The organism is Brucella tritici, from assembly GCF_008932295.1.
Classification (GTDB): domain Bacteria; phylum Pseudomonadota; class Alphaproteobacteria; order Rhizobiales; family Rhizobiaceae; genus Brucella; species Brucella tritici.
Genome location: NZ_WBWA01000002.1, coordinates 151,264 through 171,001 on the forward strand (window position 1 = coordinate 151,264; position 19,738 = coordinate 171,001).

Sequence of the window (19,738 nt, forward strand, 5' to 3'; positions counted from 1 at the left end):
CCCGCTTATCTCTTCCTCTCACGGAAACCCGCTTCCAGCGTGTTTCCGTCGGGATCGAAGACCAGCGCTGCGTAATAGCCCATTTCTTCCGGCCCCTGATAGGCGGGGCCGCCGCTCTCCCTGCCGCCAGCCTTCAGCGCGGCCTCATGAAACGCCTCCACCGCCTCGCGGCTTCCGGCTGTAAACATGAGATGCAGACGGTCGCCGGGCTTGTCATCGCCATCACCCGCCCCATCGTGGCCGCCGTGAATCCACAGAAACGGAACCGGTGCCCGTTCTCCCCCGCTGACGAAGAAACCGCTGCCTGATCGGGCAATGACCTCCAGGCCAAGTTCGGGCATGCAGCTTTCGTAAAAAGAAAGGCTGCGATTGACGTTACGGGCTTTGAATCCGATGTGATCGAAGAGCGACATGAGATTCAATATATCGCGGCCAACTATAAAGAAAAGCGGCGCTTTCGATTTTGGAAAACGCCGCTATCACTCTTCAATTCTTGATAATATCGAAGGTTATCCGCGTGTACGGGCCAGACCGTCTTTTGCAGGCTGGTATTTCGGATCAAGCTGCACGGCACGCGAATAGGAATTCGCAGCCTTGGCCTTGTCGCCATTGTGCTCGTAGACAAGCGCCTGATTGGCCCAGCTTTCCGCCACGTTCTGGTCGAGCGTGATGGCGGTGTTGAAATCGTCGAAGGCGTTGTCGTAATCGCCAAGCGCCACATAGGAAATGCCGCGACCATTATATGGCTCCGGCGCCGTGGAATTAAGCGATATTGCCTTGGAGAAATCTTCGATGGCCTGCTTGTGCTGACCCTTGGCCTGATAGATCAGGCCGCGATTGTGATAGGCGCGACCATCGGTCGTCTGCAGGGCGATAGCCTGATTGAAGTCGCTGAGCGCCTGATCGAGACGTCCGGCCTGACGGTAGACATTGCCTCGCCCGATATAGGCGGCGTCATATTGCGAATTGAGCTGAATCGCCTTGCTGTAATCCTGCACGGCCTTGGTACTGTCGCCCATATAGCGATAGACCAGCGCGCGGTTGGCATAGGCCTGATAGAAATTCGGATTGAGCGCTATTGCCTGATCGAAATCGCGCAGCGCTTCCTTGTAGCGCCCGGACTTGCCATAGGCGGAACCGCGCACATTGTAGCCTTCCGGATCACGCGGATTGCTCTGGATCACGCTTGTCAGCGAACTGATGTTCTCGCTCGACCCCTGCGCCTTGTCGACAGTGCTGAGTGCCGTGGTTGTGGAGCTTTGGCAGCCGGCAACGGTCAAAGCCAGAAGTGCGGCGGCAATGAGAAGGCCGTTTCGGCCTGTTCCACCCAATGCTTCAATTCCCGAAACTTTCGTTCCGGACGATTGCATCATCTTCACGCGCGTGGGCAACGACTGCATTCCTTTCAGCTCGCATAGGGCGCAAGACCCTTCTGCCTCTTCTCCATCCCGTGCCAGCCCGGTTTCCAGGGCCTGCTCATGCCGGGCTATTCTGTCTGTTACGGTACTATACTGGCGTCAACCAGCAGATAAAAACAGCAAAAAGGCGGCATACTCTCAAGCTTGGTTTATAATTAGATAGTCCGCCTGACAGTTGGATATCCTAATCATTTGTTTTTACACATAATGGCGCGCGAGAAGTCCAGAAACTTTTCGTAACGCCGCATTAAAAATGGAAGCGGAATAGATGAAATTATATCTCGCTGACATGGATCGCGTCACACTATGTCTGGAAACGATCTCAAATATCTAAAGTCAAAACGTGCAAAATCCGGCGCAAGCGGAAGCCAGCACCGGAAAGCAAAAAAGGCGCCGTTCAACAGCGCCCGTTTTTAAAGTCGATCAGCGAGCGCCCGGACGGCCGCCGATGAGGCCTTCACGCTGAGCGCGCTTGCGGGCCAGCTTGCGTGCGCGACGAACGGCTTCTGCCTTTTCGCGAGCGCGCTTTTCGGACGGCTTTTCATAGTGGCCGCGCATCTTCATTTCGCGGAAGATACCTTCGCGCTGCATCTTTTTCTTGAGAGCGCGGAGAGCCTGATCAACATTATTATCGCGGACGAGTACCTGCACGTGTATTCCCGTATCGGTTAGAATTTCGGTTAAGCCTGAGGCCGTTAGGGGGTCTTTTAACGATTTCAGCCGGTCTGACCGGCCGATCAACGCCCAAAGGCTCCCAAGCTTCGCAACGGATACGCTGCAAATTGGTCGTGGCTATTACCAGAAAGAGCCAACCCTGTCCACCTCAAGATGCAACTTTGCCCACCGGCTTGCGTGAATTACCGGCTTGCGCACGATTTACTATGGTCGCAATCGCGTGAATAGGCTAAATGGCGCACGTTTCCCGCATAATTCGGCCTCAATGGCTACGCATAGCATTTTGCCAGCAAACCGATAATGCCCCCTCTCATTTTATCCGATTCTCCTGATGCCCCTCCGCAAACGACTCGTTATCCAGTTCACAGGCTATGAAGGCCTGCACCCGAAAGCCGTCCGCGTGCGCCACGCCCAGGCCCTGAAGGATTTCGACCGCCTGTGGAAGGCAAAGACCAAGCTTCCGCCCATGACGGAAGAGCCTGATGATTGCGGCACGACCACCGCCGTCACCATGGGCAATGGCTGGCAGACGGAAACCGAGTTCTGCCAGTTTGGCACTGCGGATATTTTCGACGATTACGCCGCGCGCTCGACACCGAAGCGGATGCTGACCGGCTTTCACGCATTCCTGAACATCCTCTTCACCGGAACGCTGTGGCGCTATCTGACGACGAGCTGGCGCTTTGTCCTGTTTTTCCTGTGGCCGTTTCTGCTGTCGCTGGCGATTCTGGCTATAGCTGCCCTGCTCGCCTTCGCACCGATAGCCGCAGGCATTCCGACGCTGCATCTCTTATGGTCGGTGCCGTTAGCCGCCATCGTCGCGACCCTGCTCGTGCGCAAGCCCGGCGACCGGTTTTTCATGTCCTATCTGCTCGACGACTGGTCCGCGGCCTATGATCGTATTCACGGGCGAAACGAAAAGCTCAACCAGCGGCGCAAGGCCTTTGCAGAAGCCCTGAAACGGAAGATCGAAGCCAGCGATGCCGATGAAGTCATCATCGTTGCGCATAGTCTCGGCACGGTTCCGGCAGTGGAAGCGCTTGCCGATCTGCAGCGCGAGCGTCCCGATCTTCTGGCAAAACAGCCGGTCTCTCTGCTTGCCATCGGCTCATGTCTGATGATGATCGCGCTTCACCCCAAGGCGAAATCATTGCGCGAGGACGCGCGGGTGGTGATCGAGGAAAGCCCGGTCCTGTGGTCGGAATTCCAGGCGCTGACCGACATCATCCACTTCTACGGTTCGGACCCGGCCAAGGTCCTCAAGCTGAAGACCGCCAACCCGCCGCTCATCAACCGCATCCGCTTCAAGAACGTGCACAGCGAAAACCGCTACAAGCGCTCGAAAGGCAATTTCTTCCTGATGCATCTGCTTTATATGCGCGGGGCGGAGAAGAAGAATTTCTACGACTTCGGCATGTTCCTGCACGGCCCGTTCTTCTTCCGCGAGCTGATGACGGAGCACAAAGAAAAAGCCGCCCCTCTCGATGAAGAAGGACGGCTTCCGGTTCAATACCGCAAAGCGGCTTAACCCTCCGGTGGCGCTACAACGGCAATCGTCAACCAGGTTGCCGTCAGCGCAGGCTTCAGCGAGTTTTCGATTTCCAGCGTCACATCATAGTGATTGACCACGCGGCCTGACGGACGGATATCCGCATCGGCAAGCTTGAAGCGGGCGCGCACGCGCGAACCGGTTTTGACCGGCGACAGGAAGCGCAGCTTGTCGAAGCCGTAATTGATGCCCATCGTAGCCCCCTCCAGCATCGGAAGCGCTTCATAGGCCAGTGTCGACAAAAGCGACAGCGTCAGAAAGCCATGCGCAATGGTGCCGCCAAACGGCGTTTCCTTGGCAGCGCGTTCCGGATCGACATGAATGAACTGATGATCGTCGGTTGCATCCGCGAACTGGCTGATCATTTCCTGCGTGACTTCGCGCCACTCGGAACATCCGATTTCCGTGCCGATTGCCTCGCGCAACTGGTCGAGCGTGATTGCGTCTTTCATTCGCTGGCTATTCCTGCTGATGTGATTTGCATTGTGTTTAACCAATAAAACTTAGGCGGCAACCAGAATTTCCCGGGCAATATCATCCCAGTGCGAGAAAACCTGATGCGCACCCTTGCCCGTCAATTTTTCTGCGTGCCCGGCATAAGTATGTCCGCCGCCAGTATAGCCGAATGCCGTCATGCCTGCCGCGATGGCTCCTTCGACACCGAAGGGTGAGTCCTCGATCACCACGCAACGCGCCGGATCGACACCCATTTTGTCGGCTGCGAACAGGAACAGGTCCGGCGCTGGCTTGCCGCGCTTGACCATGCTGGACGAATAGACCGCATCGCCGAAATAGTGGCTGATACCGGTCTTTTCCAGACTGAACGCGATGCGTTCGGGCTGCGACGACGAAGCCACGCAGCGCTTTTGCGGCAGTTCGCGCAGAAAACTGGCGATGCCAACGGTGGGCTGCAAGGCTTCGGCAAACAGGATCTTCGTTTCGGGCCAGAACTGGCTCGTGGCCTCTTCCGGCAGACGGTGTCCGGTCATATCCTCGATCATCTTCATGATATCGGCCTGCTTCATGCCGATGCCCTTGGCGACTGTGCCTTCCGGCAGTTTCATGCCGTGATTGGCATAGACCTGCTCAAAGGCAAGACAGGAAAGCGGCTCGCTATCGACGAGAACACCGTCACAGTCGAAGATCACGAGATCGAAAGGGGATACGCTGCTCATTTTGGCTCCGGTGGCCCTCTAAAAGGATGTATATTTTGTCGCGCAGTTTGAAGGTGCGCGCATGCCAGTGTTGATATAGAGACTGTTCATCCAATACGCATCTATAACAACATAAGCGTGACAAAATTACCGCGAAGAAGCGGCCTTGAAGTTTTGCGGAGAGTTTCATGACGACAAATGTGGCACTGGTTGGACTGGCGCGCGATCTTGCAGCGCGGGCCGAAACCGGCAAGCCGATCCGCATCGGTCTTATCGGCGCTGGCGAAATGGGCACCGACATCGTCACGCAGGTCGCGCGGATGCAAGGCATCGAAGTCGGAGCGCTTTCCGCCCGCAGGCTTCCCAACACGTTCAAAGCTGTGCGCACCGCCTATGGCGACGAAGACAACGCGCAAGAAGCCAATAGCGAAGCGGCAATGACCCGCGCCATCGAGAATGGCAAGATCGCCGTCACCGGCGACAATGACCTGATCCTTTCCAACCCGCTGCTCGATGTCATCATCGATGCGACCGGCATCCCGGAAGTGGGTGCCGAGACCGGCATCAAGGCGATCCGCAACGGCAAGCATCTCGTCATGATGAATGTCGAAGCCGATGTCACCATCGGGCCCTATCTCAAGGCCGAGGCCGACAAGCAGGGCGTGATCTATTCGCTGGGCGCTGGCGATGAACCGTCATCCTGCATGGAGCTGATCGAATTCGTGTCCGCCATGGGCCACAAGGTGGTAGCCGCTGGCAAGGGCAAGAACAATCCGCTCAATTTCGACGCCACGCCTGATGATTATCAGGAAGAAGCCGACCGCCGGAACATGAATGTCCGCCTGCTGGTGGAATTCATCGACGGCTCCAAGACGATGGTTGAAATGGCGGCCATCGCCAACGCCACCGGACTTGTGCCGGACATTGCGGGCATGCACGGCCCCAGAGCCGCAATCGACGAGCTGAACCGCACTTTGATCCCGAAGGAAGACGGCGGCGTGCTCAACAAGTCGGGCGTGGTCGATTATTCCATCGGGCGTGGTGTGTCGCCCGGCGTCTTCGTCATCGCCAAGATGGAGCATCCCCGCCTTGTCGAGCGTCTGGAAGATTTGAAGATGGGCAAAGGCCCCTATTTCACCTTCCACCGCCCCTTCCACCTCACTTCGCTGGAAGTGCCTCTGACCGTGGCGCGCGTGGTGTTGCACGGCAAGGCCGATATGGTGCCGCTGCCGAAGCCGGTGGCGGAAGTCTGCGCGGTTGCCAAGAAGGATTTGCAGCCCGGCGACCGTCTCGATGCCATCGGGCAATATTGCTACCGCTCATGGATCATGACGACGCCTGAAGCGCGTGCGGCCAAGGCCATTCCCTGCGGCCTTCTGCAAAACGGCTCGGTCATCGCGCCGATCAAGAAGGGCGAACTCATCACCTATGCCAATGCTGCACCGCAGCCCGGCTCGAAGATCGCCGAACTGCGCGCTTTGCAGGATGCGATGTTAGGGGAGTAAGGGAGTAAGGGAGTAAGGGAGTAAGGGAGTAAGGGAGTAAGGGAGTAAGGAAATACGGTCCGTATATTTGTAAGTCAAACATACTGCCCTATTCCCCTACTCCCCTATTCCCTTCTTAGTGGTCCAACGCCTTCACAATGCTCTCGACCATCTTCTTCGCATCGGCGAAGAGCATCATGGTGTTGTCGCGGAAGAACAGTTCGTTTTCCACGCCCGCATAGCCTGAGCCCATGCCGCGCTTGATGAACAGAACCGTGCCGGCCTTGTCGACATCGAGGATCGGCATGCCGAAGATCGGTGACTTCGGATCGGTCTTCGCGGCCGGATTGGTGACGTCATTCGCGCCGATCACGAAAGCCACATCGGCCTGCGCGAATTCCGAATTGATGTCTTCCAGCTCGAACACTTCATCGTAAGGCACGTTGGCCTCAGCCAGCAGCACGTTCATATGTCCCGGCATACGACCGGCCACCGGATGGATGGCGTATTTGACTTCCACGCCTTCCGCCTTGAGCTTGTCGGCCATTTCACGCAGCGCGTGCTGCGCCTGTGCGACCGCCATGCCGTAGCCCGGCACGATGATGACCTTGGAAGCGTTCTTCATGATGAAGGCCGCATCGTCGGCAGAACCCTGCTTGACCGGACGCTGTTCAACCTCGCCCGCCGGGCCGCCAGACGTATCGCCGCCAAAGCCGCCAAGAATGACCGAGATGAACGAGCGGTTCATGCCCTTACACATGATGTAGGACAGGATCGCGCCCGACGAACCGACCAGCGCGCCAGTGATGATCAGCGCCAGATTGCCAAGCGTGAAGCCGATGCCTGCCGCTGCCCAGCCCGAATAGGAATTGAGCATGGAGACCACGACCGGCATGTCCGCGCCGCCGATCGGCACGATGATCAGCACACCGAATACCAGCGACAGAAGCACGATCAGCCAGAACACGAAATGGCTTTCGGTGTTCACCAGCACAACAACCAGCAGCACGATAGCTGCGGCCAGCGCGGCATTGATGACATGACGTCCCGGCAGCATGATCGGCTTGCCCGACATGCGACCGTCGAGTTTGAGGAAGGCGATGATCGAGCCGGTGAAGGTGATCGCGCCAATGGCGACGCCCAGCGACATTTCGATCAGCGCCTGACCATGGATCTGACTTACTTCGCCGATACCGAAGGAATGCGGCGAGTAAATTGCGGCAGCGGCCACCAGAACGGCAGCAAGGCCGATCAGCGAGTGGAACGCGGCGACAAGCTGCGGCATGGCCGTCATGGCGATGCGGCGCGCAATGACTGCACCGATGCCACCACCGATGGCGATGCCGATGACGATCAGCGCCAGACCGCCGAAACTTGGACGCGCCAGCAGAAGCGTGGTGACGATGGAAATCGCCATACCGATCATGCCGTACATATTGCCCTGACGGCTGGTCGTCGGATGCGACAGGCCGCGCAGCGCCAGAATGAACAGCACGCCGGAAACGAGGTAAAGGAAGGCTGCGAGATTAACGCTCATAATGGTTCAGCCTCACTTTTCTTTTTTCTTGTACATGGCGAGCATGCGCTGGGTGACCAGGAAGCCGCCGAAAATGTTGACGCTCGCCAGAATTAGCGCAATGAAACCGAAGCCGGTTGCCCAGCCCGAAAGCGAAAGGCCGACGGCCAGAAGCGCACCCACCACGATCACCGATGAAATGGCGTTGGTAACGGCCATCAATGGGGTGTGCAGCGCAGGCGTAACCGACCACACGACGTAATAGCCGACGAAAATCGCCAGAATGAAAATCGCAAAGCGGAACACGAACGGATCGATCGCGCCGCCCGATGCGGCATGCGCGGCAGCCGCCGCAGCATCACCCAGACCACCGGCGTTTTCCGCAGCCTGACGGACAGCATCTGCGGCCTGGTTCAGGCTCTCAAGAGCTTTATCGAGACTAGTTTCGGCCATTATGCCTCTCCTCCATCAACAGGAGACTTGGGGGAAGACGAAGACTTTGCGGCAGCCTTCGGTGCTTTTGCAGGCGCTTTTTTCGCCACTTTCGGTGCCGGTTTGGCATCGCCGACTACTTCTGCCTTCGCCACTTTCGGCTTCGGTGCCGCTTTCGGCTTGGCAGCGGGTTTCGCTGGCTTTTCGGCTGCAGGCGCGGCATCAGCCTTGGCGAAAGCCGGATGCAGGATCGCGCCCTGATGGGTCAGAAGCGTTGCCTTGACCAGCTCGTCCTGCGGATCGATCTTGAGCAGCTTGGTTTCCTTGTCGACAAGCGTTTCAAGGAAAGCGATCAGGTTGCGCGCATAAAGCTGCGATGCGCTCGCAGCGATGCGGCCCGACATGTTGAGATGGCCGACAATTCTGACGCCATTCACTTCGGCAACTTGACCGGGCACAGCGCCTTCGACATTGCCGCCGCGCTCGACGGCGAGATCGACCAGAACGGAACCCGGACGCATGGAAGCGACCATTTCCTTGGACACCAGACGCGGGGCCGGACGGCCCGGAATGAGCGCCGTGGTAATGACGATATCCTGCTTGGCGATATGGTCGGCAACGAGTGCGGCCTGCTTCGCCTGATATTCCTTCGACATTTCCTTGGCGTAACCGCCAGAGGTTTCGGCAGCCTTGAACTCATCATCCTCGACGGCGATGAATTTCGCACCGAGCGAGGCGACCTGTTCCTTGGCGGCAGGGCGAACGTCGGTAGCCGTCACGACCGCACCGAGACGGCGTGCCGTTGCAATGGCCTGAAGACCGGCAACGCCTGCCCCCATCACGAAAACCTTGGCGGCGGGAACCGTACCGGCTGCCGTCATCATCATCGGCATGGCGCGGTCATAGACTTCCGCCGCGTCGATCACGGCCTGATAACCGGCAAGATTTGCCTGTGACGACAGCACGTCCATCACCTGCGCACGGGTGATGCGCGGCATGAACTCCATGGTGAAAGCAGAAATTCCGGCCTTGGCAAGTGCCGCCACCGCATCTTCATGACCATAGGGATCAAGCATGGCAAACAGTGCTGCGCCCGATTTATACCCTTTGAGTTCCGTATCCGTAGGACGGCGCACTTTCAAAATGACGTCTGCCGTTTTGGCATCCGCCGTCGTGCCGATGCGGGCACCGGCTGCCGTAAACTCGGCATCGGGAATGCGCGATTTCTCACCGGCGCCTTTTTCGACGACGACATCGAAGCCGAGCGCGATGAATTTCTTCACCGTCTCCGCCGATGCCGCAACGCGGGTCTCGCTGGGATCACTCTCTTTCGGGATAAATAACGTCTGGGCCAAGCTGGTTTCCCTTTCGTGGCGTTCATCCGGGGTTGATTCCGGTCGGCAGAATTACGGGCTTCGGAACATCTTGCAGCCAAATCTTTCCGTTTGGCGTCGCATAGATGCGGCTGGAATACTGGTTGGGCGCAAGGCGCTCCAGAGCTCGTTAAAATAGACTGAGATACAGACATGCATAAACCCTCGGCACGGTACCCCATGCCAAGGCATTCGATCAAATCGTGCGGGTTAATCCCGGTTCAGCACCAAAGCTGCATCGAACCGCTACCGGATGTATTTATCCGGCAGGGAATGAATGCGCTAGAGGATGAACCAGGCAGCGACACAGACTAGAATGAAAAGAACGGTCGCGGAGAAGAAACCACCAGCAAAAAAGCCGAACGCCATGGCAATCATAAGGGCAACGAGCGCCACCGTGGCCCATTTAACCAGGCCCGCAAAACCGGCATAAGTTTTCTCATGCTCAGCATAGTCCATCGGTGCGCCAAGTTCAGCCGGAGCCGTTGTATGATGTTCTGCCATTTTAGTTCCACCCATTCAGAATTTCCGCCCATACACCGTCATGTTAAGCGAAAATAACTGCAATCTTCAATGTGCGACCGAATAAACCCATGCATTGACAGCAAGGCTTTTCGTCGCAGCTACCCTCTCTCCGCAGAAGCGGTTCCGCAATCTTCGTAAAGCGAAACTACCCCTCTGGCTACATTTAATTGTTTAATATCCGGCGTTGTTTTTAGATTCTTATACACCGAGGCCAGTATATTTCGCCGTCGGCAAAATCGTCAGCGGCACGGAACTGCCGCGCATGTCGCCGAACATCGCTTGGCGTTCATGCGGCTGCGACTTGAAAAACGGAAAACGCACAGCCACCGCATCGCGGATATTGCGAATGGGAGCGGCGCCGAGCCCGACCCTGATTCCATAGCCCTCATGTTCGCGCGCATCGGCCATGACAGAAGTGCCGAAAATGCGCTTGTAGAACGCCATATGCTCCGGCTTGACCGAGGCCAGGCATTGATCCGCCGCGAAAAATTCAGACGCCATCGCCGCTATGCGCAGCGTTATGTAAGGAATGGCCGGATATTCGCTCAAAAGCTCCGGATCAGCGGCAAAACGGGTCGGATCGACAAAATGCATGCCGCTATTGAGCAGCGGATCGAGAATATCGGGGAACAGCGCATAGCTCGTGCCGCGACGATGATCGGGCGTGATGTGATGGATGCGTAGCGTGCTGACCAGTTGCCCGTCCACATATACGCCATAGACAAAGGCATGGCTGTCGCGGTCGATATCATCGACGATCGACGGCACTTCCGCCTCGTGCATGACATTGCGCGTACGATAGGAGCGGTAGCGCAGACGACCGATTTCCTCGAGATCCTCCGCGTGGACGATGCGGCGATATTCCACCCGATCGAGAAACTGCAACAGCTGTCGCGCGAAATTAGACAATGGCGGTTTATCGCCTGTAACAGCCGTATTCGTCATGCAATCGATTTTCCGCACCCCACAAATCAGTGCGCAGAATATGCACCTTTAACAGCGTGTAAAGATATAACTTTGTGCGCTGCCTTCCTATTGCCTTGCAATCAACACTCCGTCGCCACAATTGAACAGCGCTTTTGCGCGCTAAAAGCGGGATGAAAATGCAAAATGGCCCCATTCCGGGCCATTTTACGCTTCTGCCTTAATTTGAAAACGGACCCTCAAAGCGCGTTGGCGATAGCCTGAAACGCATGGATCGTTTCGTCCTTCATATCCTGTCCGTCGACATTGTAACTGGAATGCGCCGAGGTCTTTGCAATCACCACACCCTGGGCCGGATTGACATAGATGAACTGCCCATAGATGCCGACGGCGCTAAAGTCGCCCTGCCAGTCAACCGGCGTCCACCACTGATAGCCATAGCCGAAAGGAATCTTGCCAAGCGCATCCTTGCGACCCGGCATCAGATAGGGCGCATCCGGCGTTACCGAATCGTGCACCCATTGCGCGGGTACAAGCTGCTCGCCCTTGAAGTTGCGACCCTCATTAAGATAGAGCAGGCCGAAACGCGCATAGTCACGAAGGACTGCATTCATGCCAGCCGAAGCAGCAGCCTCGCCATGCGGGTCCACCGCCCAATATGCATCGGCCTCGGCCCCAAGCTTCGACCAGAGCTTGTCCTTCATGTAATCCTGAAAAGGAATACCGGTTGCGCCCTCCAGAACCAGCCCGAGAACCTGGGTATCCGCCGACACGTAGTGGCTGAGAGTTCCCTGCGGGCGCTCATTTTTCAGATGCGCGGTGAAATTCGTGATCGAGCCGGTCAGAAGCTCGACAGCATATCGAACGATATCGGAATTGAGATCGCCATAGTTCTCGTTGAATCCGATACCGGATGCCATCTGCAGCACGTTCTTGACGGTCACACCTTTGTAGCCGCCCTCAGCCAGCACCGGCGCATAGTGGTCGACCGGTTGGCTGATATCGATCAAGCCATCCCGAACGGCGTTACCGACAAGGAAGGAAACAACCGATTTCGAAACCGAAAATGCGATTGCCGGACTAGTCTCGCTATTGCCGTGGTCATATTCTTCATGAACGATCACACCATCCTTCAGCACGATGAACCCGGTTGTGCCGCCACGCTGCAGCCAATCGGAAACCTTGCAGATTTCGCCCTTATAGACGAAAGTTTCCGGCAGAGGCCGTTCCTCTTTCGGCAGCGGGCTGACCTCGCCCTCACGCGGGATGCGCACCGACGGATAGCGGTTGTAAACATTGCGGAAGTTTTCAAAAATTTCCGGTCCCTTGAATATCTGGGCATACTGATAAACAGCCCAGGTTTCGTGGATTTTCCTCCAGAACACAGCCGTTCCGACACCAGCAAGAACAACAAGCCCGATAAAACCATACAAAGCATAACGCAGAAATCGCTTCATCGCCTCCCCTTAAATAAATAAATTGAATTTTAAATTGACTTTATATAAGTATATTTACATATACTTATATAAATCCTCCTATCGCAATAGTGTCACGATAAAAGAACCGAAAAAATCCCTACTATTTCAATAATATTCAAATTTATGCCTTTTGTAAAAGAACCAGTACAGACGAGTTATGTAAAAAACGCGACATGCGCCCCAGCCATTCGAAAATTCGGGCAACGACAAGGCGCTAGAGCATGTCTCCCGAAAGGGGGAACCGGTTTCGGGATAAAGACATACGTGAAAACAAACAGATAGAGCATTTTCGAGCCAAAACTGAAAAGCCCTTTACGCGGAAACCAGTCCACCGGACTGGTTTCACATCACGCTTCGACGCGCAGGATAATGCGAGACAGTTTTCGCGATGCTGCTGGTCGGGGAATAATCAGGCGACGGTACGTCCGCCGTCGCGTCGCGCCGCGGCCTTTGCGGTCATGGCGCTGATCGCTTCGACAGGCACGGGCATGCCGAGAAGGTAGCCCTGCACGAGATCAGCGCCAGCCGCTACACGGATCAGCGCAAGCTGTTCCTCGGTTTCGACACCTTCGACCGTCACGCCCAGCCCAAGCTCGTGCGAAAGCTGGGTAACGCCGCGAAGCAGCATGAGCGAGCGCCGGTCGGTGGTGATGTCGCGCACGAAGGAGCGGTCGACCTTCACCTTGGTCAATGGCAAGGTGTTGAGATAGCTGAGACTGGAATAGCCGGTGCCGAAATCATCCAGTGCGATATTGATCCCGGCATTCTTGAGCCGCTGCAACACCATCGAAGTCTTGTTGCGGTCCGAGATGATGGCGCTTTCCGTCACTTCCACCTCAAGGCGGTGAGCCGGAAGGCCCGATTTCTGCAAGGCATTGGCGATGTCGCGGGCGATGTCATTGCTTTTCAGATCGATGGCCGAAAGATTGACCGAAACGCCGATGCGGTCGCCCCATGACAGACAGTCGGCACAGGCCTGCGCCAGCATGAAGCGGGTAATGTCGGTGATGATGCCCATTTCTTCCGCAAGCGGAATGAATTCCGCAGGCGGCACAAAGCCAAGCTGCGGATGCTCCCAGCGCGCCAGCGCTTCACACGCAACAACGCGCAGGGACTGCGCGCTGACGATGGGCTGATAGACGACCTTGATCTCGCCATGTTCGATGGCAAGCCGTAAATCGGCTTTGAGTTTCTGGCGCCCGCGATACTTGGTGTCCATCGCATCGATGAAGATCGACCAGGGCTTGTCTTCCATGCTTTTGGCTTCGTAGAGCGCCAGATCGGCGCTGATATGCATGCTGCCAACATCGCATCTTCCGATATCCTCGATCGCGATGCCCGCACTGATATCGATATGCACCTGATCGCCGTCGAGATCGTAGACGCCGGTCACGACGGTCATGATATGATCCATCACGCCTGCAACGTCGGCCTCGCTGCGCAGATTGAAGACGAACACCACGAATTCGTCGCCGCCGAAGCGTGACGCGACGAAGCGCTGCGGATCGAGCGAGTTCAGCCGCTCTGCAAACAGGCGCAGCAATACGTCACCGGTATGATGCCCCAACGTATCGTTGACATGCTTGAAATGATTGATGTCGATGACGATGAGCGCAGCCTGCGTGCCCGCTTGCTGGTGGGAACGCATGGATCGCACCAGGGTTTCGAAATAATTGCGGTTCGGCAGCCCTGTCAGGCCGTCATAACGCGCCATATGCTGAATGCGCGCTTCCGCTTCCACGCGCTGCGTCACGTCCTCGAACATCAGAACCGCCCCTTCATTGAGGGTCTGGTTGCCGATACATTCGATATAACGCTGGTTCGAAAGCTGGAAAATGTCGCGCGTGCGCTTGCCGAGCAAAAGATCCTGCATGCGCATATGCACGTTTTTCAGGTCGTTTTGCGGAAACAGTCCCTTCTTCGCGCAATAGCGCAGCAGGACATCGAGCTTGCGGCCATGCAGCTTGGTGTGCTCGGCGATCTGCAACATCGCCTTGGCCTTGTTGTTGATGACTGCAATGCGCTGCTGGCTGTCGAACATCAGCAGACCCTGCGGCATATTGTTGAGCGCCGCATCGAAACGCCCGGCCACAATGGACAGGCGTCGCTTGCCCATGACCGCAGCGAAGAGAAACTCGCGCAGGCCGTTTGCCATCTGGATATTGGACAGGAAATACGGGATCAGCAGCAGGCCAATGATGACGTGAAACGGCGTTCCCGCCAGAATAAGCCCGGCCAGAACCGGAATAAGCGTGCAGGCAGACATCAGAACAACGGCTTTCGCCGAAGCATAGTTGCGGCCCACAATGGAAACGACCGAAGCAAGCAGCACGGTCAGGCTGGCAAGTTCGGCGAAGGAATCCCTGAGCACATAACTTGAGAAGAAGCACAACATGCCGAGCGTCAGGCAAACGGCGGATGCGCCGATCAGATAGCGCGTTTCCCAGCGGTCGAGATCGGCATGAGACAGCGACTGCTGTTTTGCCTGGTCGAACTTGTGCATGTCGAAGATGCGACCAACAGCAATGATGGCGAACACACCGCCAAAAACCAGATAGCGCCAGTCATCGGTTTTCACATAGATGACGACACAGGCTACAACGTGCGCGAGCAAGCCAAACCAGAGCGTGGTACGATTACCATACAGCGCTCTGAGAAAAGATAGCCGCACATCTGCAGGTATCTCAGGTTTACGGCTTTGCCACATATCGATGCATTTATCCCTTATACGGGGAGGCAATATCGCACTAATGACTTAAAAATATCTTTCGGGATATTAAACCACAAGCTGTTACGACAACCACCATAAGATGTATTCAGATATTTTTTAAGGAAAACCACAGACGCACAACCCGCAACGGGCAATCACAACCATTGGCATACATGTTTTAGTCGTCCTAATATTACTGAAATGGCTAAAATGGGAGAACAGGGACAGGTTAGTTTCCGCATTCCCGAGAATTAATCCAGATTAGTCGATGTGGATATTCTACCGCCAGACCCCCGTCCGTTAGAGAAAAAACCTGCCATACAAGTCACGACGCGGGAAATAACCGCTAAAGAAACTTCCAACCTTGTCAGAGCTGATGACCGCCATCCACGGTAATGACGGAACCCGTCATATAGCGGCTGGCATCGGAAGCCAGCATCAGCACAACCCCGTCCAGATCCTCAGGCTCGCCGAGGCGCCGCATCGGGTTCCGCCCTTTGAAGTAGCCCCCGGCAGGACCTTGTAGCTGATCTTCATTGATTCGCGTTGGAAACCATCCAGGGGAAATCGCGTTGACGCGAATATCGTGCGCGGCCCATTCCAGCGCCAGTGCCCGCGTCATCTGCGTCACGCAGGCCTTGGACATGGAATAGGCGGCAGCCCCCTTCTGCGGACGCTCACCCAGAATGCTGGTCGTATTGACGATGGAGCCGCCCTCGCCGCGCTCGATCATGCGGCGCGCGGCTTCCTGCGCCACAAAAAAGGCGCCTGCGACATTGACCTCGAATATATGCTCCAGCATATCGCGCGTCGTGTCGAGCGCGCGTGCCATATGCGCGACCCCGGCATTGTTGAAAAGCGTCGTTATCGGTCCGAAGCGTTCTTCCGCTTCATCAAAAGCACGCACGATTTCATCCGGATGGGTTACATCCGCCATGATTTCCAGCACTTCGCCACCCGATGGGCAAATGCTTTCGCCTGCATGGGTGCGCGAGATCGAAATCACGCGCGCACCGTGCCCCGCCAGCACATGAACCATGCGCAGGCCCAACCCCGAAGACCCTCCCGTCACGGCAATAACCTTGCCCCTGACGGAAAAAAGCTGATCGTCAGTCATTCATCCCCTCAACTGCCAATCCCTCTTTATACCTTCCTAGAATATAGAGATCGGCATTTGAACCATCTTCGACCGTAAAAATCGGTTCAAATCAACACAATACACAGAAGGCACGACGAAAGGCCTATGGCGCAGCCGAAAGACGACACCTGTTCGTGATTGCGCGACCCATTGCGGAGAAGTAAGGAACAGAGCAGATAAGAGCATAATCCGACTGGTGGATACGAACATTATGCCCAAGACTTCTCGCCCTCTCGTTGCCGTACCGACCGATGTGAAGCCATTTGAAAACTACACCTGGCACGCAGCGCCCCAGCAATATCTGGCAGCCGCCATCGACGTCGCAGGTGTAACGCCGCTTCTGGTGCCAAGTTTTGGCGACAGAATAGATCTCGATGCCATTCTGGATGCGGTGGACGGTGTTCTCATCACGGGTTCCAAATCGAACGTTCACCCTGCCCTTTATGGTGTCGAGCCGAGCACGGCATTCGAGCCCTATGACAATGCTCGCGATGCCACTTCGCTGCCGCTCATCCGGGCCGCCATTGAAAAGGGTGTTCCGGTGCTGGCCATCTGCCGCGGCATACAGGAACTGAACGTCGCGCTGGGCGGCACGCTCGCCACCGAAATCCAGGACCTCGAAGGACGGATGGATCACCGCGCGCCGGAATCCGAAAGCCAGGCCGAGCGCTTCGCCATCCAGCACCCGATCAAGCTCAACCCGAATTCATGCCTTGCGGAAATCCTGAAAGAAGAAAGCGTGCGCGTGAATTCCGTTCACCGTCAGGCCATCGACAAGCTTGCCCCGCAGCTTGAAGTCGAGGCCGTTGCCGAAGACGGCACGGTAGAGGCCGTTTCGGTCAAGAACGCCAAGGGATTTGTCGTCGGCGTTCAGTGGCACCCGGAATATTGGGTGCATTCCGATGCCCCTTCCCGCAAGATCTTCGAGGCGTTCGGCGATGCGGTGCGCAAGCATAGTTTAGGGCAGTAGGGCAGTAGGGCAGTAGGGCAGTGAAGGATATGATCGTTGCGGTCATCTGCAATCACAACATATTCCCCTACTCCCTTACTCCCCTATTCCCTTAACATACTGCCTTATTTGCCCTATTGCCTCACTGCCTTAACATGAACCGTCTCCGGCACAGGCGTCAGCGCCGAACCGGTGTCGAACCATGCGATGAGATTGTCGATCACCAGATTGGCCATGTCACGACGGGTCCGGACCGAGGCCGAGCCGATATGCGGCAGAAGGACCGTGTTCGGCGCATCGAGCAGAGCCTGTGGCACGTGCGGCTCGTTCGCGAAGACATCGAGACCGGCAGCGGCAATCGTCCCGTTCTGCAGCGCTTCGGCAAGCGCGTCTTCATCCACCACCGAACCCCGTCCGATATTGATAAGCACACCTTCCGGACCAAGCGCCTTCAGCACTTCCGCATTCACGGCCTTGGCCGTTTCCGCGCCGCCCGGCGCAACCAGAATGAGGGTGTCGACTGCCCCGGCAAGCTCCTTGAGGCTCGGATGATATTCGTAGGCGACATCGGGCGACTTGCGGCGATTGTGATAGGCAATCGGCAGGCCGAATGCTTCGATCCGGTGAGCGACCGCCTTGCCGATGCGGCCAAGGCCGAAAATGCCGACCTTGCGTCCGCGCAAGGACAGCTTCGACAGCGGGTAGCGGCCTTCCTTGACCCAGTCGCCGGCGCGCAGGAATTCCTGTGACTTCGACAATTCACGCACCGTGTCGATCAAGAGGCCGATGGTCGTATCCGCCACTTCCTCGGTCAGCACGTCCGGCGTGTTGGTGACCATGACATTTTTCGCACCAGCATGTTTCGCGTCCACCGCGTCGTAGCCGACGCCGAAATTGCCGACGATTTCAAGATTGGGCAAAGCGTCGATCAGCGCCGCATCGACGGTCGACATGCTGGCGATACCCTTCACGTCCTTCGTCCATGCCGCATCCAGAAGTGCCGTGTCGCCGCGCGCGATACGCTGAACATTGAACTCGCCCGAGAGCCTCTGCACGGCATAATCATCAAAATTGCCGAGCACCAGAATAGTCGCATCGCGTTTTGTCATGGCATTCCTCATGTCGTAGAGCATTTCCAGCAAAAGTGCGCAGCGGTTTTGCGTTGGATAATGCGTAAAGCAAAACCGGTGCGGGGAAATCAGCCGTGTTTTGGCTTGGACGTCGATTGCCGGATATGCAGTTCCGGCTTGATGAGTTCCTGCATCGAAGAAACTTCGACGCCGTTGAGCTGGTCGAGCAGCGCGCGCGCGGCGCGGCGTCCCACTTCACGCTGGCCGTTCCAGACGGTCGTGAGCGCGGGCGTTGCGATGGCCGCTTCCTCAAGATCGTCATAGCCGGTCACGGAAATGTCCTCGCCCGGCACCAGCCCGGCGCGGGCAATGCCGTTCATCAGGCCGATGGCGGTCAGGTCGTTCCAGCAGACCGCAGCCGTCGGCTTGTCCTTCAGCGCCAGAAATTGCGGCGCGACTTCAAAACCGCCCTGCTTCGTGCGCGGCCCGGCAATACGCCAGTCGGGACGAACTTCAAGGCCAGCCTTGTCCATGGCCTGCACATAGCCGCGATAACGGTCACGGCCTGTCGAGGTCTGGTCTGTACCGCCGATCATGGCGATGCGCGTGTGCCCCAGCGAAATCAGGTGATTGGTGGCAAGGCCGATGCCATAGGCGTCGTCCCCCCGGAAAACCGGCGCATGAACACCCTCGACGCTACGCGCAATCAGCACGACCGGCAGGCCGTTATCTTCCGCAAGCTGTATATCTTCCGGCGGCGTGCCGATGGCGGGCGACATGATGACCCCGTCCGCGCCGAGCTGCAGAAGCGTATCCATGAAGGTGCGCTGCTTTTCGAGCTGGTCGTAATGGTTGGACAGAATGAAGGTCTGCCGCGACCGGTCCAGTTCCGTTTCGATGGATTTGAGAATTTCCGCGAAGAACGGGTTCATGATGTCATGCACCACGACGCCGACAATGCCGGAGCGCGAGGTGCGTAGGCTCGCGGCGCGACGGTTATAGATATAACCGATGGCGCGGGCATGTTCCTTGATCTTCTCGCGGGTCTGGTCTGCGACGAGGGGACTGTCGCGCAAAGCGAGCGAAACTGTGGCTGTCGAAACACCAAGCGCGTCAGCGATGGTCGATAGCTTTATTTTCTGGGCCAAGTCGCCTCCCCAAAATGGTCCGTGCCGCAGTCGGAGACGCGGCCGCAACCTGACAAGGTGAGACGCGACCGTTCGTCCTGCGAACGGTTATGCCATTGCAAACCTTGAATTGGAAGCATTTTCGATAGCACGCATCTTGAAAAGTGTTTCAGGCTTTCCCGCCAAGATGCGCGTCAAAACAAATAGTTAGAGCTT

Annotated in this window: 18 protein-coding genes; 3 read left to right on the plus strand and 15 right to left on the minus strand. The window is 56.8% G+C overall.

From position 1 onward, the window contains the following. Positions 1-5 precede the first annotated feature (5 nt). The 3 genes from F9K91_RS02870 to rpsU form a co-directional block, all read right to left on the minus strand. Entirely contained in the window at positions 6-413 is a 408-nt protein-coding gene (locus F9K91_RS02870) for a VOC family protein (protein WP_061345789.1), read from the minus strand. A gap of 96 nt (positions 414-509) precedes the next feature. Next, positions 510-1,400 carry a tetratricopeptide repeat protein gene (locus tag F9K91_RS02875; RefSeq protein ID WP_151653704.1) on the minus strand — a complete coding sequence of 297 codons (891 nt, stop codon included), beginning with the start codon at positions 1,398-1,400 and terminating at the stop codon, positions 510-512. 441 nt (positions 1,401-1,841) lie between these two features. After that, positions 1,842-2,069, minus strand: a complete 228-nt coding sequence (gene rpsU / locus F9K91_RS02880) for a 30S ribosomal protein S21 (RefSeq protein ID WP_010659458.1) — start codon at positions 2,067-2,069, stop codon at positions 1,842-1,844. Between the two features lie 355 nt (positions 2,070-2,424). On the opposite strand from rpsU, the gene F9K91_RS02885 reads away from it, so the two are divergent. After that, positions 2,425-3,621 carry an alpha/beta hydrolase gene (locus F9K91_RS02885; protein WP_151677149.1) on the plus strand — a complete coding sequence of 399 codons (1,197 nt, stop codon included), beginning with the start codon at positions 2,425-2,427 and terminating at the stop codon, positions 3,619-3,621. Here F9K91_RS02885 and F9K91_RS02890 read toward each other — a convergent pair. After that, a complete protein-coding gene (locus tag F9K91_RS02890) occupies positions 3,618-4,094 on the minus strand; it encodes a MaoC family dehydratase (RefSeq protein ID WP_151677150.1) in 477 nt (158 codons plus the stop codon). The genes F9K91_RS02885 and F9K91_RS02890 overlap by 4 nt on opposite strands. Positions 4,095-4,145: 51 nt before the next feature. Then, the gene (locus F9K91_RS02895) at positions 4,146-4,817 is read right to left on the minus strand and encodes an HAD family hydrolase (protein ID WP_151556011.1); all 672 of its coding nucleotides are present in this window, start codon (positions 4,815-4,817) and stop codon (positions 4,146-4,148) included. Positions 4,818-4,984: 167 nt separating this feature from the next. On the opposite strand from F9K91_RS02895, the gene F9K91_RS02900 reads away from it, so the two are divergent. Further along, positions 4,985-6,301: a 1-deoxy-D-ribulose 5-phosphate reductoisomerase gene (locus F9K91_RS02900; protein ID WP_151677151.1), complete on the plus strand. Its 1,317-nt coding sequence runs from the start codon at positions 4,985-4,987 to the stop codon at positions 6,299-6,301. A gap of 115 nt (positions 6,302-6,416) precedes the next feature. Here the strand turns inward: F9K91_RS02900 and F9K91_RS02905 are convergent, their stop codons facing one another. The 8 genes from F9K91_RS02905 to F9K91_RS02940 all read right to left on the minus strand — a co-directional run bounded on the left by F9K91_RS02905 (position 6,417) and on the right by F9K91_RS02940 (position 16,355). Beyond that, positions 6,417-7,817 (minus strand): NAD(P)(+) transhydrogenase (Re/Si-specific) subunit beta, encoded by a 1,401-nt coding sequence (locus F9K91_RS02905; protein WP_151677152.1) that lies wholly within the window; start codon positions 7,815-7,817, stop codon positions 6,417-6,419. Positions 7,818-7,829: 12 nt separating this feature from the next. Continuing rightward, a complete protein-coding gene (locus F9K91_RS02910) occupies positions 7,830-8,249 on the minus strand; it encodes an NAD(P) transhydrogenase subunit alpha part 2 (RefSeq protein WP_078341226.1) in 420 nt (139 codons plus the stop codon). After that, complete coding sequence (locus F9K91_RS02915) at positions 8,249-9,583, minus strand: Re/Si-specific NAD(P)(+) transhydrogenase subunit alpha (RefSeq protein WP_151677153.1); 1,335 nt, start codon at positions 9,581-9,583, stop codon at positions 8,249-8,251. Before F9K91_RS02915 ends, F9K91_RS02910 begins: the two co-directional genes overlap by 1 nt. Positions 9,584-9,883: 300 nt before the next feature. Beyond that, positions 9,884-10,105 (minus strand): aa3-type cytochrome c oxidase subunit IV, encoded by a 222-nt coding sequence (locus F9K91_RS02920; protein ID WP_061345780.1) that lies wholly within the window; start codon positions 10,103-10,105, stop codon positions 9,884-9,886. Between the two features lie 219 nt (positions 10,106-10,324). After that, positions 10,325-11,071: an N-acyl amino acid synthase FeeM domain-containing protein gene (locus F9K91_RS02925; RefSeq protein ID WP_061345779.1), complete on the minus strand. Its 747-nt coding sequence runs from the start codon at positions 11,069-11,071 to the stop codon at positions 10,325-10,327. Between the two features lie 218 nt (positions 11,072-11,289). After that, positions 11,290-12,507: a serine hydrolase domain-containing protein gene (locus F9K91_RS02930; protein WP_151677154.1), complete on the minus strand. Its 1,218-nt coding sequence runs from the start codon at positions 12,505-12,507 to the stop codon at positions 11,290-11,292. Between the two features lie 430 nt (positions 12,508-12,937). Next, complete coding sequence (locus tag F9K91_RS02935) at positions 12,938-15,235, minus strand: putative bifunctional diguanylate cyclase/phosphodiesterase (protein ID WP_151558715.1); 2,298 nt, start codon at positions 15,233-15,235, stop codon at positions 12,938-12,940. Between the two features lie 370 nt (positions 15,236-15,605). Next, on the minus strand, positions 15,606-16,355 hold the full coding sequence (locus F9K91_RS02940; RefSeq protein ID WP_012091458.1) for an SDR family NAD(P)-dependent oxidoreductase: 750 nt from the start codon (positions 16,353-16,355) through the stop codon (positions 15,606-15,608). Positions 16,356-16,587: 232 nt separating this feature from the next. Between F9K91_RS02940 and F9K91_RS02945 the strand changes: the two genes are divergently transcribed. Beyond that, complete coding sequence (locus F9K91_RS02945) at positions 16,588-17,346, plus strand: gamma-glutamyl-gamma-aminobutyrate hydrolase family protein (protein WP_151558717.1); 759 nt, start codon at positions 16,588-16,590, stop codon at positions 17,344-17,346. A gap of 113 nt (positions 17,347-17,459) precedes the next feature. Here F9K91_RS02945 and F9K91_RS02950 read toward each other — a convergent pair whose 3' ends face one another. Together F9K91_RS02950 and F9K91_RS02955 are read right to left on the minus strand one after the other, a co-directional pair. Next, entirely contained in the window at positions 17,460-18,434 is a 975-nt protein-coding gene (locus tag F9K91_RS02950) for a 2-hydroxyacid dehydrogenase (RefSeq protein ID WP_151677155.1), read from the minus strand. An 89-nt stretch (positions 18,435-18,523) separates the two neighbouring features. Further along, positions 18,524-19,543, minus strand: coding sequence for a LacI family DNA-binding transcriptional regulator (locus tag F9K91_RS02955; protein ID WP_061345620.1), 1,020 nt, complete (start codon positions 19,541-19,543; stop codon positions 18,524-18,526). Positions 19,544-19,738: the final 195 nt, after the last annotated feature.

Excerpts from the sequence above, each read along its gene's own strand:
- F9K91_RS02925 (WP_061345779.1), bottom strand. The coding sequence starts at position 11,071 with ATGACGAATACGGCTGTTACAGGCGATAAACCGCCATTGTCTAATTTC.
- F9K91_RS02935 (WP_151558715.1), bottom strand. The coding sequence starts at position 15,235 with ATGTGGCAAAGCCGTAAACCTGAGATACCTGCAGATGTGCGGCTATCT.
- F9K91_RS02900 (WP_151677151.1), top strand. The coding sequence starts at position 4,985 with ATGACGACAAATGTGGCACTGGTTGGACTGGCGCGCGATCTTGCAGCG.
- F9K91_RS02945 (WP_151558717.1), top strand. The coding sequence starts at position 16,588 with ATGCCCAAGACTTCTCGCCCTCTCGTTGCCGTACCGACCGATGTGAAG.
- F9K91_RS02890 (WP_151677150.1), bottom strand. The coding sequence starts at position 4,094 with ATGAAAGACGCAATCACGCTCGACCAGTTGCGCGAGGCAATCGGCACG.
- F9K91_RS02870 (WP_061345789.1), bottom strand. The coding sequence starts at position 413 with ATGTCGCTCTTCGATCACATCGGATTCAAAGCCCGTAACGTCAATCGC.
- F9K91_RS02940 (WP_012091458.1), bottom strand. The coding sequence starts at position 16,355 with ATGACTGACGATCAGCTTTTTTCCGTCAGGGGCAAGGTTATTGCCGTG.
- F9K91_RS02930 (WP_151677154.1), bottom strand. The coding sequence starts at position 12,507 with ATGAAGCGATTTCTGCGTTATGCTTTGTATGGTTTTATCGGGCTTGTT.
- F9K91_RS02875 (WP_151653704.1), bottom strand. The coding sequence starts at position 1,400 with ATGCAGTCGTTGCCCACGCGCGTGAAGATGATGCAATCGTCCGGAACG.
- F9K91_RS02910 (WP_078341226.1), bottom strand. The coding sequence starts at position 8,249 with ATGGCCGAAACTAGTCTCGATAAAGCTCTTGAGAGCCTGAACCAGGCC.
- F9K91_RS02905 (WP_151677152.1), bottom strand. The coding sequence starts at position 7,817 with ATGAGCGTTAATCTCGCAGCCTTCCTTTACCTCGTTTCCGGCGTGCTG.
- F9K91_RS02950 (WP_151677155.1), bottom strand. The coding sequence starts at position 18,434 with ATGACAAAACGCGATGCGACTATTCTGGTGCTCGGCAATTTTGATGAT.
- F9K91_RS02885 (WP_151677149.1), top strand. The coding sequence starts at position 2,425 with ATGCCCCTCCGCAAACGACTCGTTATCCAGTTCACAGGCTATGAAGGC.
- F9K91_RS02920 (WP_061345780.1), bottom strand. The coding sequence starts at position 10,105 with ATGGCAGAACATCATACAACGGCTCCGGCTGAACTTGGCGCACCGATG.
- F9K91_RS02895 (WP_151556011.1), bottom strand. The coding sequence starts at position 4,817 with ATGAGCAGCGTATCCCCTTTCGATCTCGTGATCTTCGACTGTGACGGT.